The organism is Halobaculum saliterrae (assembly GCF_009831625.1).
GTDB lineage: Archaea > Halobacteriota > Halobacteria > Halobacteriales > Haloferacaceae > Halobaculum > Halobaculum saliterrae.
This window is the reverse complement of record NZ_WUUS01000005.1, coordinates 182,192-199,778: the sequence shown is the minus strand read 5'-3', so window position 1 is coordinate 199,778 and position 17,587 is coordinate 182,192. Positions and strand designations below refer to the sequence as shown.

The window sequence follows — 17,587 nt, the reverse complement described above, 5'->3', positions numbered from 1 at the left end:
GACGGCCTAGTTGCTCTCGCTCGGGAGGCTCTGCGCCTCGTCGAGCAGCCGATCGAGCTCGTCGTTCTTGTACGAGGTCAGCGCCCCGTCGCTCGCGAGGAGCGGCTGGATCGTCTGGATCGCGTCGAACGTCGCGTTCCCCCAGCCGAGCAGGTACCAGTCGGGCTTGTCCTCGATGTTGCCCGTCGTCACCTGACTGACGAGGGTGGAGAACTCGACCTGCCGTGCGGTCGCCGAGACGTTCGACAGCTCGTCGACCTGTGAGGCGACGGCCTGCGCGATCTCGACGTCCTTCAGGTATCGGCCGATCGGCGTCACGAGCTCGATCTCCGCGCCGGCGTAGCCGGACTCCTCGACGAGCTCCTCGGCGCGCTCGAGGTCACGCGGGTACGGATCGAGGTCCTCGTTGTGGCCGAAGAAGCCCTCGAGAGTCGGCTGAGCGGTCGGCGAGCCGAACGTCTGCAGGACGTTCTCGATGATGGAGTCGAGATCGACCGCGTGGTTGACCGCCCGGCGGAACGCCGGCGAGTCGAACGGCTCCACGTCGTACCGCATCGCGTTGAAGATGACGCGCGTGGACGGCACCGCGGAGATCGACGCGTCGTCGCTGTTCTCGACCCGGGAGACCTCCTGGGGCGGGACGTTGACCGCGATGTCCGTCTCGTCGCTGAGGAGTCGGTTCACGCGGGTGGACGACTCGGACGCGGAGTTGATCGTGAACGTCGAGATGGCCGCCGGGTCGTCCCAGTAGTCGTCGTTCCGCTGGAACTCGACCGCGACGCCCTGCTCGTAGTTCGAGAGCTCGAACGGGCCGGTCCCGTCCATGTTCTGGTTGATGTACGCCTGGTCGTTGCTCTCGACCCACGACTTGTTCATCACGTCGCAGTAGGTCGCGAACGACGCGAACACGATCGGGTTGAGCCCCGAGAGGTTCACGTTCACAGTGCGGTCGTCGCTGGAGGCGACCTCGGCACCCTCGACGCCGATGAGCTGGTCGACCTGCGGCGACTCGATGCCCACGTCGGAGTCGACGATCCGGTTGATCGAGAAGGCGACGTCCTCGGGGGTGAGGGAGTCGCCGGAGTGGAACGAGACGTTGTCGCGGACGGTGAACTGGACCGTCGTCTCGTCGAGGCGCTCGTAATCGGTCGCCAGCGTCTCGACGATGGCGCCCTCGCGATCGCGCTCGAGGAGCCCCTCGTACGCCTGGAGGACGATGTTGTCGGTGGGGGTCTCGCGGTGGTCCTGCGGGTCGAGCCCGGAGTCCATTTGCGACTGCGTCATCACGACGTCGTCGCCGGCGTCGGTCGCCGGCTCGATGGCGTACGCGGCGACGCGCTCGTCCGTCCGGGGCTGCCACTCGATGTCGGAGGACTGCCCGTACACGGAGTACTGACGGTGGAGGAACACCCACGGCGCCTGCTCGTGGGTGTGGCGGTTTGCACGCTGGAGGAAGCCGTCGCGGGTATCCGGCTCCGGCCGCTCCGTCGTCTCCTCGGGCGACGTCGTCGTCTGTGTCTCGTCGCCGCCGGCACTGGTCGTCAGCGTCCCCTCAGTCGGATCGCCGCCGTTTCCGGAACAGCCGGCGAGCGCGACAGCCGCCGTCGCCGAACCCGCCGCCTGGAGGAACCGCCGTCTGCTCGTGTCTTGATCAGACATGCCCGGAACGATGTGTGACGACCTCTTATATGCTGGGGTACGGTGTCGCACACCAACGGAGGCCCGAGATGACGCGGCCGGCAGCCCCGCTCGTGGCGTCGTCGCCGCTCCGAAATTCCGGTCCCCGGTCCACGCGGAACCTCCCCTGGGCGACGTCTCCGGGCGGTCCAGTTACTCGTCCTCGTCCTGCGCGTCGACGACGGCGACGCCGGCGAGGTTGACGATGTCCTTGACCTCGTCGCCGCGCTGCATCACGTGGACGGGCTGGTCCATCCCGACGAGCATCGGCCCGATGGCCTCCGCGCCGCCGAGGCGCTGGAGCAGCTTGTAGCCGATGTTGCCTGCCTCGAGGTTCGGGAACACGAGGACGTTCGCGGGACCGTCGAGCGTCGAGAAGTCGTACGTGTCCTCGAGGATGTCCTCGACCACCGCGGTGTCGGCCTGCATCTCCCCGTCGACCGGGAAGTCGACCTCGGGGTCGTCGTGGAGCCGGTCGACGGCCTCCCGGGGCTTGCGTGTTCCGGGGTTGTCGACGGAGCCGAAGTTGGAGTACGACAGCATCGCCGCGCGCGGCTCGACGTTGAACCGCCGCGCCAGCTTCGCGGTGTGTTTCGTCACCTCGGCGAGCACCTCGGCGTCGGGCGCCTGATTCACCGTGGTGTCGGCGCAGAACACGACGCGGTTCTTGAACGTGAGCATGTACACGCCGGCGACGTACTCGGCGTCGTCGGCGGTGCCGATCACCTGCAGCGGCGGGCGGAGCGCGCTGGGGTAGTGGTGCGTCAGCCCCGTGAGAAGGGCGTCGGCGTCGCCGCGTTCGACCATCACGCTGCCGAAGTAGTTCGTGTCGCGGCGGATCAGTTCGCCCGCCTCCGATCGCGTGACGCCCTTCCGCTTGCGGAGCTCGTGGAGGCGGTCGGCGTACTCGTCGGCCTTGTCGTCGGCGTCGGGGTCGACCACGTCGGGGTCGTACTCCAGCCCGAGATGGGCGGTGATCGACTCGATCGTGTCGCGGTCGCCCAGCAACACCGGATCGGCGATCCCCTGCTCGGCCATCTGGTAGGCCGCGCGGATCATCTTCTCGTCGGTCCCCTCCGCGAGCGCGACGCGTTTGGGCTCCGAGCGGGCCTTGTTCAGGACGACCCGCATCATCTCTCGGCTCTTGCCCAGCCGGGCCTCCAGCCGCTCGGCGTACACGTCGATGTCGACCTCCGTTCGGGCGACCCCGGAGTCCATGGCCGCCTCCGCGACCGCGGGCGCGACCTGGAAGAGGACGCGCGGGTCCAGCGGCTTCGGAATGACGTAGTCGGGCCCGAACTTCAGCGGCTGGTCGCCGTACGCCTTCACGACCGCGTCGGGGACGTCCTGCCGGGCCAGCTCCGCGAGCGCCTCGGCGGCCGCCCGCTTCATCTCCTCGTTGATGTCGGTCGCGCGAACGTCGAGCGCGCCGCGGAAGAGGAACGGGAACCCGAGGACGTTGTTCACCTGGTTCGGGTAGTCCGAGCGACCAGTCCCCATGATGACGGTGTCCTCACGGGCCTCCTTCGCGTCCTCGTAGGTGATCTCGGGGTCCGGGTTCGCCATCGCGAAGATGATCGGGTCGTCGGCCATCGAGCGGACCATCTCCTGGCTCACGATCCCGCCGACCGACAGGCCGACGAACACGTCCGCGCCCTCGATCGCGCCCGCGAGGTCGCCGCCCTCCCCCTCGCTCGCGAACTCCGCCTTGTAGTCGTTCACGTCGCCGGCGGCGGCGCGGTCCTCGGTGATGACCCCGGAGGAGTCACACATCGTGATGTTGTCCGGGTCCGCGCCGAGCGAGACGTAGAACTTCGCGCTCGCGATGGCGGAGGCCCCCGCGCCGGAGAAGACGATGTCGAGGTCGGCGAGGTCCTTGCCGACGATGTCGGCGGCGTTGAGCAGCCCGGCGCCGGAGATGATCGCCGTCCCGTGCTGGTCGTCATGGAACACGGGGATGTCCATCTCCTCGCGGAGCCGCTCCTCGATCTCGAAGCACTCGGGCGCCTTGATGTCCTCCAGGTTGATCCCGCCGAACGTCGGCTCCATCGCCGCGACGGAGCGGACGATCTCGTCGGGGTCGTCCTCGTCGAGCTCGATGTCGAACACGTCGATGTCGGCGAAGCGCTTGAACAGCACACCCTTCCCCTCCATCACGGGCTTCGAGGCCTGTGCGCCGATGTCGCCGAGGCCGAGCACGGCCGAGCCGTTCGAGACGACCCCGACCATGTTCCCCTTCGCGGTGTACTCGAACGCCCGGTCGGGATCCGCGTCGATATCGCGACACGGCGCGGCCACGCCCGGGGAATACGCCAACGAGAGGTCGCGCTGCGTGTTCGTCGGCTTCGTCGTCGAGATCTCGATCTTCCCGGGAGGCTCCGATCGGTGATACTCCCGCGCGTCGTCGTCCAGTCCCATACCCACGCGACCGCAGGATCGGGGAAAAACCTACCGAGCCGACACCTCTAATCGGCGATCCTCGAAACCGGAACTCGACGGCGAGTTACTTTCGACCGTGACTGTCCACGTCGTCGCCGTCACCCGTCCGATCGGTATCCACCGCGTCGTCGCCGTCGCCCGTGTCGTCGTCGCCAACCGCGTCGTCATCGCCGCTGTCGTCACCGGCGACGTTCGAATCATCGGACTCGCCCGAACCGTGCCGATCGTCGGGTCGGTCCGACATCTCGGACGACGCCGGGACGAACTCACCGAACTCCTCGTCCGTGGACGCTCCGACGCCGCCGCCGTCGCGGTCGCCATCGGCGTCGGGGGCCGGATCCTCGCCCCCGTCGTCGCCGTCGTCACCGAACGCGGCGGCAACATCGTCCCCGCCGTCACCGTCGCCGTCGCGGTAGCGTCCGATGAGGTCCATGTTCCCGCCGAACCGACCGAGCGCGGCGATCTCGTACGACCGACGGTACGTCACCGTGACCACTCGAACCGGCAGTACGACGAGCACGACGAACAGGGGAACGCCGACCACGACGCCGGCGAGCAACCCCAGCCCGATCCCGAGGTCGGTCGTCGCGGCCCCGCTGGAGACCGTCCCGACGGCGAAGCCGACCCCGGCCGCGACGGCGCCGACGACGAGGAGCCCCACCAGCAGCAGGACGAACGAGACGATCGAGAGGCCGATCCCCACGAGCACGTGCATCACGAGGTAGACGATCGTCTGACCGGGCTGGGTCCGGAGCCGCGGCCACACGCGGCGCCAGCCGTCGATGACGCCGCCGCCGTCCGCGACCATCGCCGGCACGACGAACTCGACGGTGAACCGATCCACGAACGCGTACACGAGGAGGTAGCCGATCGCCACGAGCGCCACGCCGACGAGGACCAGCGGCCGGTCGGCCAGCGTGTCGACACGGACTCCGCTGAGGACGGCCGCGCCGACCACGGCCGCCGGAGGGACGACGAACGCGGCGAACAGGCCGATCCGGAAGCCGAGCAGTCGGAGACCGTTCGTCAGGTGGTTCCCGACGTCACGGAGGAGTCGAAGGTCGTCGCGGGCGATGGCGTCGACGAGGACGAACTCGAACACCGGCGAGAGGAGGACCGCGAGCAGCGCGATCGCGACGGCCAGGACGAGCGCGGCGATCCCGAGCGCGCCGAGGGCGCCCGGTTCGGGGACACCCTCGGCTTGGATGACTGGGGGGGCGAGCGCGAGCGCGCCCGCCGCGACCGTCGGCACCGCGATCGAGAGCGTCGCCAGCGCGCTCGCGCCGCCGGACGGCCCGGAGAAGCCGCCGGCGCCGGCGAGGCGTGCGCCGAAGTTGCCGGCGTTGCTGGCGACCTGTCCGCCGGCGCCGCCGCCGCCGGTGAACAGGCTCACGACCACCATTCTGATCCATCGTCCGAGGCTGAAGGGCAGGAGGAACTCGCGGGTCACGTCGATCGCGTCGTCGACCGCGTCGACGCCGTGCCAACTCATGGCGGCATCTCAAAGTCACACAACATGAAGGTTGTTCCTCGTTTCGGCGAGGGACGCCGGCGGCCGTCCGTGGAGCGCTTCGACGGGTCAGTTCTGGAGGATCGCCGGCCGCTGCAGGGTGAGTCCGTCGACCTCGACGGTGTCGGTCGGCCACTGCCCCGAGTCCGTGAGCACCTCGACCGAGTCGTCGGCGACGTAGGCGGTGTCCTCGCTTTTCGCTCCCTCGACGGTGGGGTTCCAGGCGTAGGCGGCCTCGTTCGCGACGGGCGCGTCGCTGCCGGGCGTCGCGAACCACTCCCGGCCGGCGTACCCGGTCGCGCCCCCCTGATGGTGTTCGCGCCACTCTCCCTCGTGTCCCTCCTCGGCGTACGCCTCCCTGATCGCCGCGAACACGTCGCCTGCGGTCCCGTCATCCCGTCCCGCGGCGTCGCGGGTCGCTGCGAGCGCCCTCGTCTCGACGCGTTGGGCCGCGCGATGGCGGTCCTGGAGCCACTCGGGCGGGTCGAACGCGACCGTCCGGGTGCAGGAGGCGTGCAGTCCACCCCGCCGGGCGGTAACGATCACGAGCGCATACTCGCCAAGCGCGGCGTCGGTCGGCGTCGGGTGGCGGTACTCGGGCGCGCGCTCGCTTCCCCCCACCAGCACGACCGGCGCGTCGATGTTCCGGCCGGCCAGCGAGATCCGGATCCCGGCGGCGACCTCGTGTTCCGTGTCGCCCGGCTGTAGCTCCCGACACACCGTCTCGACCGCCAGCGCGACTTCCCGGCCGAGATCACGGTACGCCGCGAGGTCGTCCTGGCCGAGTCGCAGGCGCAGGCGCGTGGGGTCGACCGAGTCGAGACCGGGTACGTCGAAGTCCGCAGCCGCCGGCGTCGGTGAACGCGCGGCGACCGAGCCGGCGAGGGAGGACTCGTACCAGTCGTCGGCGGCGACTGACATCGACAGCTCCGCCGGCAGTTCCTCGGCGGCGATCCGCCCGGCCTCGATGTTGTTCGTGACGACCGTCCACTCGCCGTCGCCGAGGTACCCCGCTGCGGCGTCGCCCACGTCGGCGCTCGCGTCGACCCAGTTGTCGCCCCCGGTGAGCCACGCGAACGCGTTGGGTCGCGCGAACCACACCGCCTCGTACCCCTCCTCCGCGAGGAAGCGCTCCAGCCGCTCCTCGCGCTCGTCGATGTCGACCATACTCGCGGGTCCCGCCGACCGGGCTTCAATCCCGTGGCATCGTCGCCGACCGTCGGAACTCGCCAGATCACAGGGAGGGAGGGGCCGCCGCGGGGACGTTCGCGGTCGTCGGGTGTCCCCTCTGAGAACCCCCACCACTCCCCGCCGCGGCGACCGCGCTCCGTTCGATGCAGAGCGGAACGCACGACCGGACCGAACCCCTAAAGAGGCGATACTCGAAACCAACCACGCAATGAAGACGACGCTCGGGAGCGCGAGCGCGCCCCCCGGCGAGTTCGACACGGGCCGGCTCACGGTCGGAGAGACCCGCGACGGCTCGACCGTCGGCCTCCCCGTGGCGGTGCTCAACGGCGCCGAGGACGGAAAGACGCTGTACGTACAGGCGGTCAGCGACGGCGACGAGCTCAACGGGCTCGGCGTCGTCAACCGCCTCGTGCCGCAGTTGGACCCCGACGAGATCGCGGGCGAGATCCTCCTCGTCGGGATCGTCAACTACCACGCCTTCCAGGTCGCCGAGCACCGCAATCCGATCGACGACACGAAGATGAACCGAGCGTACCCCGGGGACGCCAACGGTACCTCCTCCGAGCGCATCGCCGCCGCGACGTTCGAGGCGGCAAAGCGCGCCGACCTCGTCGTCGACCTCCACCAGGGTCGCACCTCCCGGATGATCAACGAGACGCGCGTGCGTTGCGGTCCCCGGCATCGCCTCCATCGCGAATGTCTCGAGCTCGCGAAGGTGTTCGGCACCGGCTACGTCCTCGACCAGAAGGGTCCCGACGGACAGCTCGCGCGGGCGGCGCCCGACAACGGCATCCCGACGATCGACCCCGAGCTCGGCGGCGCGGTCGGCTGGGACGAGGAGTCGGTTCGGATCGGCACGGAGGGGATGCTTCGGGTGCTCCGATACTACGGGTTCCTCGACGGGGACGTGGAGCGCGAGCTTCAGACCCGGGCCTCGGGCTTCGACCAGTACGGCTCGCCCGCCGGCGGGCTCGTCACCTTCGAGCGCGACCTCGGCGACCGAGTCGAGCGCGGCGACACGCTGTTCGAGGTGACCGACGTGTTCGGCTCGCTCAAGGGACGCGTCACCGCCGACAACGACGGCATCTTCTGGCGCTCCCGGCGCCTGCCGCAGGTCGCCACCGGGGAGTACGTCTGCTCCGTCGGAACGGACGTCGATCAGTTCTGACTGGTCGTTCCGCGTCCAGTCCTGCCCCGCCCTGTTCCGTTCCGTTTCGTCCCGTCCGGTCGCGGTCCGAGGACTTCGGCGGACAACCGTGGTCGACGACCGCGGCCGACGACGCGGAAGCCGAACCTCGCCGGCCGAGGACGGGAGTCGAACGGACGATGCACGCATCGAGACGGCGCCCGACATCGGAGCGGGATCGAATGACAACCATACCGTGGTAGCCTGAACACACCTTCATAGCCGGCGCCGAGTAGGGACGTCCTATGCTGGGTGTGAGTGATCCATGTCGCTGAAGCAGATAGCACGGTCGGAGGGAGACGCGATCGATCAGGTCGCGGGGATAACTGGCTTCGGTTGGACGGCGTCCCTCCTCGGATACCTGGGTACCCTTATCGGGTATAGCAACTCCCTTATCACGAACCCGCAGACGCTGCTGTACGTCGGGAGCGTCTTCTTCGTCACGACGCTCGGTCTGGACCGGCTCAGGTCGAGTCGGTCGGACGACGAATAGGAGCATCGGCCGGACTCCGGTCTCGACCGTCGATCCCGGCCGACGATCCGGATCCGGTTCCTCGAACCGTCACCTACTGGTCGGTCGCGGCCGCCCGTTCATCCATGACGGCCCCGCCGCTCCGTTGTCCCGACTGTGGCGCCACGTACGCGGACCGCTGGCGCTGTGAGTGCGGACACCCGCTGGACTACGAGGAACAGCCGCTCCCGGACGGGCCCGCACCCGACCCCGCCGCCTTCGACACGCGCGAGGGTCTCTGGTCCTTCGACGAGTTCCTTCCCGAGTCGCCGCTGGTCACCCTCGGCGAGGGGATGACGCCGCTCGTCGACGCCGAGGGATGGGACGCCCAGTTCAAGCTCGAGTACGTGTTCCCCACCGGCTCGTTCAAGGACCGCGGCGCGACGACGACCGTCTCGCGGGCGGCCGCCCTCGGCGTCGACACGCTCGTCGAGGACTCCTCGGGCAACGCCGGCGCGGCGATCGCCACCTACGCCGCCCGCGCGGGGATCGACGCCGAGATCTACGTACCGGCGTCGGTGAAGGACGCCAAGCTGCGGGCGATCCGTCGCGCCGGCGCGACACCCGTGAAGACCGAGGGTCCGCGGCAGGCGACGACGGACGCGTGTATCGACGCCGTGGAACGGGCGGCGCGAAGCGCCGCCGACGGAGCGAGCGGCGATGAGCCGCGAGTCACGCGCGCCGGCTGGTACGCCAGCCACGCGTGGAACCCCGCGTTCCTCGCCGGGACCGCGACGTTCGCCTACGAGACCGCGCTCCAGCGCGACTGGGAGGCGCCCGACGCGGTCGTCCTGCCGCTGGGGCACGGCACGCTCTTCCTCGGCGCGTATCGCGGCTTTCGCGCGCTTCGCGACGCCGGCTGGATCGACGAGCTGCCGCGACTCCTCGGCGCGCAGGCGGCCGGCCACGCCCCGTTCGTCGAGGCGCTCCACGGCTCGGACGCGGCCGCCGGCGACAACGACGCCGCGGACGGCATCCAGATCGCAGAGCCCGTTCGCCGCGACCAGATCCTCGCCGCGATCGAGGACACCGACGGCGACGCGATCGCGCTCGGGGACGACGCGGTCGAGGCCGAGCTCGCCGACCTCCACGCGGCGGGCTTCTACACCGAACCCACCTGCGCGGTCGCCCCCGCGGCGCTTCGCGCGTACCGCGAGCGGGGGGTGCTCGACGGCGACGAGGACGTCGTCGTCCCTCTGACCGGGAGCGGGCTGAAGACGTGAGCATAAACGGAGGGCGACCACGCGGCGAGGTCGCCGGTTCGTGATCACCGTTCCCGAGCCCGTCGCCTGACGCGAGATCTGGTCCGAAGCCGGCCGCGCCACGGCTACCGCTCGGGGTGCGTCGGCGCGTCGAAGCCGCCGCGGACGAGCGGCTTGCTGATGTGGCGCCGGGCGCACGGCGGTACCTCGTACCAGCCCGGCTCCAGGTCGCGATCGATCGGCTCTGGGACCTTTCCGGGTTCGCCGGTCCCGCAGTCCCGACAGCGGTAGCCCTGGTTCGCGCCGGCCGACTCCATCGAACGGCCGCACTCCGGGCACGTCGGCACCGCCGGCTCCGTCTCCACGAGGTCGCGGACGGCGAACTTCTCGAGCTTGAGTGTCCCGTCGGCGACCTCGCCACAGACGGTGAGGCGGTCGCCGACCCGCAGGTCGCGGACGCGGTCGCGAAACCGCTTCGTCGGCTCGAACGCGACGCAGTCGATCCCGGCCGGTTCGGCGGAGTCACCGTCTTCGTCGCCCTCTCGATGGTCGCCGTCGCCGGTCTCGTCCGCCGCGGCGTCCTCCGGTTCGATCACCTCGAAGAACACGTGCCCGCCTCGGCGCGTCTCGGGGGCCGTCGCAACCCTGCCCTCGACGCGGTAGGCGCCGCCGTCGCGGAGGTCCCCGAGGGTCCCGTTCCGGAGGTGCACGTCGGTTCCCTGGTTCGTCACGAACAGCGCGGTCCGCTCGACCGGCTCGCCGTCGATCCCGTCGGCGACGGTCCGAACGGCGTCGGGGTCGTCGCCGCGGATCCCGTGGAGGATCGGACCCGGGGCGTTCGGGACGCACACCGCCTCGCTCTCGCCGCAGTCGACCGTGTCCCACGCGAGCGGGTACGCCCCGTCGGCGGCGGCGAACACGCTCGCCTCGTCGACCTCTCGGGGCGTGCCGCACCGGTCGAACTCGCGGTAGGAGATGTGCTCGTACGTCCAGTCGTCGAACGCTCGCCACGCGCCGACGGCGGCGAGCGCGCCGATCCGACCGCGGCCGGTCACGTCGCTCCCGTCGTCGGCTCCCCAGCCGCGATGCGTGAACCCGACCTCGTCGGCGAGCGCGAGCGCGTCGTCCGGATCGTGGACCTCGCGGACCGCCTCGCGTGCGAACGCGGCGACGCGATCCGGAACCTCGACGGGCTCGCAGTCGGCGACGACGACGCCGGGAGAGGTCCGCGGGTCGGTGTCGACGGCGTACGTCTCGACCAGATCGCTCGCGATCGCCAACGCGTCCTCGGCGGGGGCGTCGGTGTGGAGCGCGAGCGCGGCGTTGCCGCGCGTCTTGTGCTCGACGGCGGGGTTGAGCCGGACGAGCGTTCTGCGATGGACGACGTCGCCGGCGTCCTCGATGGCCTCGGCGATCAGCGCAGCGAGGTACGTGCTGCACATCCCCGCGGTTCGCGAGTCGGTGTCGTCGATGCCGAGGACCGTCACGGCCGGTGGGAGGCCGGGACCGGAGTTGTGCCTTTCGCGTTCGGCGTCGTCCGCGGGCGGGACCCCGGACATCTCGTGTATAGCTCTGTCGGCCGCGACCCAGAACAGACCGTGTGACGGCGTCGGAAGTGCCGTCGCGGCTCCCGGCACAACCCCTTTAACCTGTGAGTCGCGTATATATGGGTATGTCGCGGAAAGCGCTGGTCGGGAATGTGACCGCCATGCTCGCGGACGCCGACTTCCTGGTCAGCGAGCGCTGTGCGGTTCGCCCCAAGAGCTTCGACGTGGCCGCCCGGCGCGGGGAGGACATCCTCCTCGTGAAGGTGCTCGGCAACGTCGACGCGTTCGACCGGGCCACGGGCGCGGAGATGCGCCGGCTCGGGGAGTACCTCTCGGCGACGCCGATCCTCGTCGGGATGCGCACGCGCGACGAGGACCTCAAGCCCGGCGTCGTCTACTTCCGCCACGGCGTCCCGGCGATCCACCCCGACACGCTGTACGACCTGCTCGTCGAGGAGGTGCCGCCGCTCATCTACGCCGCCCCCGGCGGCCTGTACGTCAACATCGACGGCGACACGATCGCGGACGAGCGCAGGGACCGTGACTGGAGCCTCGGCCGCCTGGCCGACGAGCTGGGCGTCTCCCGGCGCACCGTCGCGAAGTACGAGGACGGGATGAACGCCTCCGTCGAGGTCGCCGTCGAGCTGGAGGACCTGTTCGATCGCCCATTCTCCGACCCCGTTCGGGTGATGGAGGGTGCGGAGGAAGTCCGCGAGGCGGACCCCACCCCCGAGCCCCCGGAGGTCGACCCCGACGACGAGCACGTGTACGGCGTGCTCTCGCGGGCGGGCTTCGCGGTGCACCCCACCCAGCGGGCGCCGTTCACCGCTGTCGGCGAGGACGAGGCCGAGCCGCGCGTGGAGTTCACACTGTTGACCGGCCACTCGCCGTTCGACAGGACCGCCGAGAAGCGCGCCAAGCTGATGGGGTCGCTCGGGCGCGTCACCGGGACCCGCGCCGTCTACTTCACCGAGGGCGACGACGAACCCAAGGAGGAGACCGTCGACGGCACCGCCATCGTCACGATGGTCGAGCTCTCGCGCACCGACGACCCCGATCGGATCCGCGAGCTGATCCGCGAGCGGTCCGACGAGCCGGCGGAGGCGTGAGGCCGGAGCCGGTGTGCGGTCGGCGTCGAGTCGTCGGCGATACGGGGACTGCGACGAGCCGACACCGGCGGCGCAACGAGGGCGGTAGCGACGCGAGCGACGACGCTCCGACCGCCGATCACTCGGATGCCCCGTCCGCTCCGGACAGCGCCGCGGCCGTGTTCGTCGCGAGAACCTTCCCTAGATACTCCTCGGTCTCGGTGATCCGGTCCCGCTCTGGATCCGAGAGCGTGAGCAGCCCCCACTCGCCCACCGGGAGGTACACCTTGCTCGCGACACCCTCCCGTTGGATCTCCGACTGCCTCGCCACCGTGACCGGCTCGTTCTCGTCGAACGCCCGCCACGCGTGGATCGCCTCGGGATCCCCGCGCTCGTACGCCGAGCGGGGCCGGTCGTATCGGTCCGCGGCCTCCGAAGTCGTCTCGCTGGGAACGAGCCGATCGCCCGCCGGGTCGTAGCGACGCGTTCCGTTGTACGGGAACCCGAGCACGTCCGCCGCCGCGGACAGCGCGATCCCCTCGATCTCCCGCGCGTCGTCGGTCGCCAGCAGGCGCTGGGTCGCCTCGTGGAGGTCGGCGAGGGCGCGCTGTATCCGCTTCTGTTCGTCGATGTCGGTGAACACGACGTACCGCTCGTCGCCGTCGTCGCCGGCGGCGACGACCGTGACGAGGAACTCGCGGTCGCCCGCCGGCGTCCGGCACGTCAGTTCAGCTCGGCGTGTGGACGCGTCGGTCGCGATCCGCTCGACGGACGCCTCGCCGACCGCCTCCACGACCGTCTCGATCGGCGCGCCGAGCGCTCGCTCGGGGTCCACGTCGAACCGTCGGGTGAACGCGGGGTTCAGCTGATCGATCGGTGTCGTCGGCTCGGCGGCGTCGACGACGAGCGCCGGAGCCGGGATCGACTCGAACAGGGACTCCAGCGTCGCGTCCTTGGCCGCGAGCGACCGTCTGGCGGCCTCTCGCTCGCGCTCGGCGCGCCGCCGCGAGAGCGCTCGGCCGACGCTGTTGGCGAGGACGGTGAACGACTCCGAGCCTCCCTTCTGGATGTAATCGGTGACGCCCGCGGAGATCGCGTCGCTGGCGATCTCCTCGCTTCCCCGTCCGGTGAACAACACGAACGGCACGCGGTCGTCGATCTCTCGAACCCGCCGGAGCAGCGACAGGCCGTCGATCCTCGGCATGTCGTAGTCGGAGACCAGACAGCTCGTCTCACCCCCCTCGACCCGCCCGACCGCCTCCGTCGGATCGGTCGTCCCCGACACCGACGCGCCGTCGAGATCGCGGTCCAGCCGCTCGGTCAGGAGGTCGACCATCGCCCGGTCGTCGTCGACGACGAGCACCGACTGGACCGACGCGATCGCGTCTCCGAGCGGAGCGAACACGTCGGTAGTAGACACGTATCCGGTAAAAATCCCCTGTACCGGAACCGTTCGCCGCTCCCCTACGCCGCTCCGTGACCGTACGTCTCCTCGAGGTACTCGACGATGTCGTCGGACTCGGGCATCCCCTCGACGCCGTGCTCCTCGTCGACGAGGACGGGAACGCCGGTCTGCCCGGACACCTCCTTCACTTCCGTGCGCTCGTCGTGCGAGCGCGGGACCATGATCGACTCGTAGTCGAGGTCGAGGTCGGCCAGCTTCTTCGTCACCTTCGCGCAGTACGGACAGCCTTCCAGTTCGTAGAGGACGAGGTCTGACATTGCGCCCCCAGCTAACGCCGCCGGCGACTTAAACTCCGGCGGGGTGTGCACCCGGAGCGCGGAGGCGATCCGCGACCGCACGGCTCGCCGCCGGTCGGTCCGCCGTCGGTGGGGCTCCGCTCAGTGGTCGCCGCGGGCGTCGACGAAGGCCCGCCTCGTCCGTTCGTCCTCGCCCGCGACGACCCGTCCGCCCTTGATCACGACGCCCGGGTCGTTCATCGCGGCGAGGTCGTCGGTCGGGTCCCGGTCGACGACGAGCAGGTCCGCGTGCGTCCCCGGGTCCAGCGTCCCCTGACCGTCGAGGCCTACGGCCCCGGCGGCGGTCTCGGTCATCGCGACGATCGCCGCCAGCGGGTCCATCGCGCCCGCCGCGTGTTCGTGCATGAGCCGGAGCTCGGTCGCGTTGCTGCCGTGCATGTTGAACGGCGTTCCGGCGTCGGTTCCGCCGGCGACCCGGACGCCCGCCTCGACGGCCCGCCGGAAGGAGTCGAGGTGGCGCTCGTACACCGCCTCGGTCTGCGTGCGGTCCTCCTCGGTCGCGGCGTCGACGTTGCGGACGATGCGGTGGGGCGCCGACAGCGTCGGCACGAGCGTCACGTCCTCGCGGTCGAGCATGTCGATCGCCTCGTCGTCGAGGAGCGTCCCGTGCTCGACGGTGTCGACGCCGGCCGCGACGGCCGCCTTCACTCCGGCGCCGCCGTGGGCATGTGTCGCCGTGTGCAGCCCGCGGCGGTGGGCCTCGTCGACGATCGCCTCGACCTCGGCGTCGGTGAGCGCGACGGCGTTCGGGTCGCTGCCCGGCGTCGTCACCCCGCCGGTCACCATGAACTTGATGAAGTCGGCGCCCCGCTTCGCCTGCTCGCGAACCGCCCGGCGAGCGTCGTCGGCCCCGGTGATCTCCCGGCCGAGGTGGTGGCCGTGGCCGCCGGTCGCCGTGATCGAGCGACAGTTCGCGACCGTTCGCGGACCGGGGACGTCCCCCGAGTCGATGCGGTCGCGCACGTGGACGTCGACGTCGCGTGCGCCCATCACCCGGGCGCCGGTGACCCCGGCCGCCAGCGTCCTGCGGGCGTTGCGCGCCTCGATCAGCGCGAGTTCGGCGTCGCTCAGCCCGAGGACCTCCTCGACGGTTCGTTCGCCCGACAGCGAGAAGTGCACGTGCGCGTCGACCAGCCCCGGGAGGACCGCGTGGCCCGAGAGGTCGACGTCCGACTCGTCGCTTCGGGCGGTCAGGTCGCCCGCGTCCTCGATCCGTCCCTCGGTGACGCGGAGGTCGCCGGTTCGGACGCCCCCCGAGTCGACGAGGATCGCGTCCCGCAGAAGCATGCTCTCCGTTCCGGACGGCGGTGGAATGAGGGTTCCGGATCCGGGGGCCCCGGATCGGCGCCTCGACGACGCGGCCACAACGGGTTTACCCCGCGGGGGGTTCCGCCAGGGCATGGATGATGAACGGACGAACGCGGGAGCGACGGGAGCGGACGGTTCGGGAACGGGCGGGATACGTGAACGGGTCTCGCTCCTCCCCGGGACGTTGGCGGGTGTCGGCGCGTACCTGCTCGGCTACCTCGTCGTCTACGTGACGCAGGCGGGCGCGGTGCGCGAGCGGCTCTCGGGGCTGAACTTCCTCACGAGCCTGTTCGGCGGCGACCCGGTCGCGGCGTGGCAGGGCGTCGGCTGGTACTTCTACAACGCCCATTTCGTGGCGACCGTGTCGCCGACGTTCGGCGGCGGGGCGCGCTCATCGAACCTCCTCGCGAGCGCCGACGCGGGGGTGGGGTATCTGTACGTGGTACCGCCGCTCGCGCTCCTTCTGGCGGGGGCGGCCGTCGCCATGCTCCACGAGGCGGAGGAGGCGACCGACGGGGCGCTGGCGGCGCTCGGCGTCGTCCCGGCGTACTTCCTGCTCGCGGTCGTCGGCACCGTCGCCTTCGCGTACGGGGTCGGCGACGCGGGGAGCGTCCACCCCGACTACGTCACGGCCGCGCTCCTCGCCGGCGTCGTCTACCCGGCGGTCTTCGGCGGCGTCGGCGGCGCGCTCGGTTCGCTCGTCGTCGACGCTTGAGGCGACGAGCCGCCGGGGCGGCCGCGGTCACAGGTCGCGCGCGACCATCTCGCCCCAGTGCTCGAAGTCGTACCGGTCGTAGAACGCCTGGGCACGGTCGTTCTCTCGATCCACGTCGAGCACCATCCGGTCGAGCGGTAGGTCCTGCGCTCGGGCGGTCGACAGCGCCGCCTCCATGAGGTCGTCGGCGACGCCCGTGCCGCGATACTCGGGCCGGACGTACACCTCGTTGAGGACGGCGGCGTCCCAGACGAACGACAGCGACTCCGGGAGCACGAACACGTAGCCCGCGAGATCCGACGCCGTGGCCTCGGAATCGTCGCCCGCGGCGCCGCCCGCGGTGGTGGCCCTGTCGCCCTCGGCCTCCGCGACCGACACGGCCGCCGGCTGTTCGTCGACGCAGCGGTCGACCCAGTCGAGCCAGCGTCGCCGATACTCGTCGGTCAGCTTCGCCTCGTACGTCGCGGCCTTCTCCTCCCCACCGGTACCGGCGCCGAGCCCGGTCTCGAAGCCGCGCTTGAGCGCCCACAGCTCGTCGGCGTCGCCGGATCCGTAGGGGCGAATCGTCGCGTCGGCGTCGACCTCGTCGTCCGTGTCGTCCATGGCTTCGTCTCCGGGGGCGGACGAATCAACTCCTCGGTGGCGGCGAACCGCTGAAGCGCCCGACTCCCGCTCGCGACACGGAGCCCACTCGCAGCGCCCGCGTCTCACTCGCGGCGCCCGAACCGAACCGCGAGCACGACGACGCTCGTCGCGACGAGCAGCAACTGCCACCCGGCCCACACCAGCGGGAACACGCGCTCGACGTCCTCGGGCTCGTCGCCGGGCGAGGGGTCGACCCCGGTCGAGTAGTGGCGGTTCTCGGTCGTGCGAGCCGTCTCGGGCGCGAGGTCGACGAACGTCTGGAAGAAGCCGCGCTGGTTCGACAGGCCCGCGCGACCGTTCAGCGTGTAGAACTGGTCGTGGACCGGCCAGAACAGGTTGACGCCGTTGGCGACGTAGTCCAGTCCGACCCCGGCGACCGCGAGGCCGGCGAGCGCGACCCACGCGACGTGCGGCGCGAGGCCACCCCACCGCTCCCGCAGCCACGAGCGCTCTCGAACCCGGGTGTCGTACGCGAGCACGGCGACGACGGCGAGCGGGATCAGGACGTTGTGGCCGAGCGATCGGTGCGCGCCCGCGAGGAACGGCGAGACGAACGAGTCCAGATCGGGGAGAACGGTCGCCAGAAGGACGACGCCGACCGCGCGACGGCCGAACGCGGACTCGCGCAGCAGCGCCGCCGCGAGCAGTCCCCCGAGCGCGAGATGGACGAGCGTGGACGGCACGACGGGAGTCTGGCGGCCCGCCGGTATGGCCGTTTCGGCGTTCTGGGCCCGAGGCGGTGCCGTCGCGGCCGGGCCCTCTGAGGGGCGGCTGTGGGGATCCGCCGTCGGCGGCCCCGGGCGCGCG

At 70.8% G+C, this 17,587-nt stretch carries 15 protein-coding genes; 5 read left to right on the top strand and 10 right to left on the bottom strand.

Features of this window, described 5'->3' with window-relative positions; all coding sequences use genetic code 11:
* Nucleotides 1–6: 6 nt before the first annotated feature.
* The 4 genes from GRX01_RS09580 to GRX01_RS09565 all read right to left on the bottom strand — a co-directional run bounded on the left by GRX01_RS09580 (nt 7) and on the right by GRX01_RS09565 (nt 6,793).
* A complete protein-coding gene (locus tag GRX01_RS09580; protein ID WP_159666274.1) occupies nt 7–1,659 on the bottom strand; it encodes an ABC transporter substrate-binding protein in 1,653 nt (550 codons plus the stop codon).
* 171 nt (nt 1,660–1,830) lie between these two features.
* Nucleotides 1,831–4,095 (bottom strand): NADP-dependent malic enzyme, encoded by a 2,265-nt coding sequence (locus tag GRX01_RS09575; RefSeq protein ID WP_159666271.1) that lies wholly within the window; start codon nt 4,093–4,095, stop codon nt 1,831–1,833.
* A gap of 85 nt (nt 4,096–4,180) precedes the next feature.
* A complete protein-coding gene (locus GRX01_RS09570; protein ID WP_159666269.1) occupies nt 4,181–5,608 on the bottom strand; it encodes a DUF7544 domain-containing protein in 1,428 nt (475 codons plus the stop codon).
* An 87-nt stretch (nt 5,609–5,695) separates the two neighbouring features.
* A complete protein-coding gene (locus GRX01_RS09565) occupies nt 5,696–6,793 on the bottom strand; it encodes a M24 family metallopeptidase (RefSeq protein ID WP_159666266.1) in 1,098 nt (365 codons plus the stop codon).
* Between the two features lie 232 nt (nt 6,794–7,025).
* On the opposite strand from GRX01_RS09565, the gene GRX01_RS09560 reads away from it, so the two are divergent.
* The 3 genes from GRX01_RS09560 to GRX01_RS09550 all read left to right on the top strand — a co-directional run bounded on the left by GRX01_RS09560 (nt 7,026) and on the right by GRX01_RS09550 (nt 9,737).
* Complete coding sequence (locus GRX01_RS09560) at nt 7,026–7,985, top strand: succinylglutamate desuccinylase/aspartoacylase family protein (protein WP_159666263.1); 960 nt, start codon at nt 7,026–7,028, stop codon at nt 7,983–7,985.
* A gap of 283 nt (nt 7,986–8,268) precedes the next feature.
* Nucleotides 8,269–8,496 (top strand): hypothetical protein, encoded by a 228-nt coding sequence (locus tag GRX01_RS09555; protein ID WP_159666260.1) that lies wholly within the window; start codon nt 8,269–8,271, stop codon nt 8,494–8,496.
* Between the two features lie 104 nt (nt 8,497–8,600).
* Nucleotides 8,601–9,737, top strand: coding sequence for a pyridoxal-phosphate dependent enzyme (locus GRX01_RS09550; RefSeq protein ID WP_159666257.1), 1,137 nt, complete (start codon nt 8,601–8,603; stop codon nt 9,735–9,737).
* A 104-nt stretch (nt 9,738–9,841) separates the two neighbouring features.
* On the opposite strand, the gene GRX01_RS09545 is transcribed toward GRX01_RS09550, so the two are convergent.
* Nucleotides 9,842–11,203 (bottom strand): tRNA(Ile)(2)-agmatinylcytidine synthase, encoded by a 1,362-nt coding sequence (locus GRX01_RS09545; RefSeq protein WP_321168005.1) that lies wholly within the window; start codon nt 11,201–11,203, stop codon nt 9,842–9,844.
* Between the two features lie 185 nt (nt 11,204–11,388).
* Between GRX01_RS09545 and GRX01_RS09540 the strand changes: the two genes are divergently transcribed.
* Nucleotides 11,389–12,372, top strand: coding sequence for a transcriptional regulator (locus GRX01_RS09540; protein ID WP_159666251.1), 984 nt, complete (start codon nt 11,389–11,391; stop codon nt 12,370–12,372).
* 118 nt (nt 12,373–12,490) lie between these two features.
* Here the strand turns inward: GRX01_RS09540 and GRX01_RS09535 are convergent, their stop codons facing one another.
* The 3 genes from GRX01_RS09535 to GRX01_RS09525 all read right to left on the bottom strand — a co-directional run bounded on the left by GRX01_RS09535 (nt 12,491) and on the right by GRX01_RS09525 (nt 15,399).
* A complete protein-coding gene (locus GRX01_RS09535) occupies nt 12,491–13,756 on the bottom strand; it encodes a response regulator (RefSeq protein WP_159666248.1) in 1,266 nt (421 codons plus the stop codon).
* A 59-nt stretch (nt 13,757–13,815) separates the two neighbouring features.
* Nucleotides 13,816–14,073 carry a glutathione S-transferase N-terminal domain-containing protein gene (locus GRX01_RS09530; RefSeq protein ID WP_159666245.1) on the bottom strand — a complete coding sequence of 86 codons (258 nt, stop codon included), beginning with the start codon at nt 14,071–14,073 and terminating at the stop codon, nt 13,816–13,818.
* A gap of 120 nt (nt 14,074–14,193) precedes the next feature.
* Entirely contained in the window at nt 14,194–15,399 is a 1,206-nt protein-coding gene (locus GRX01_RS09525; protein ID WP_159666242.1) for a metal-dependent hydrolase family protein, read from the bottom strand.
* Between the two features lie 112 nt (nt 15,400–15,511).
* Here GRX01_RS09525 and GRX01_RS09520 point away from each other — a divergent pair, with 112 nt between their 5' ends.
* Nucleotides 15,512–16,135, top strand: a complete 624-nt coding sequence (locus GRX01_RS09520; RefSeq protein ID WP_159666239.1) for a transporter — start codon at nt 15,512–15,514, stop codon at nt 16,133–16,135.
* Between the two features lie 27 nt (nt 16,136–16,162).
* Here the strand turns inward: GRX01_RS09520 and GRX01_RS09515 are convergent, their stop codons facing one another.
* Together GRX01_RS09515 and GRX01_RS09510 are read right to left on the bottom strand one after the other, a co-directional pair.
* Nucleotides 16,163–16,738, bottom strand: coding sequence for a GNAT family N-acetyltransferase (locus GRX01_RS09515; protein ID WP_159666236.1), 576 nt, complete (start codon nt 16,736–16,738; stop codon nt 16,163–16,165).
* Between the two features lie 104 nt (nt 16,739–16,842).
* Nucleotides 16,843–17,463 carry a metal-dependent hydrolase gene (locus GRX01_RS09510; protein ID WP_321168004.1) on the bottom strand — a complete coding sequence of 207 codons (621 nt, stop codon included), beginning with the start codon at nt 17,461–17,463 and terminating at the stop codon, nt 16,843–16,845.
* Between the last annotated feature and the right edge of the window lie 124 nt (nt 17,464–17,587).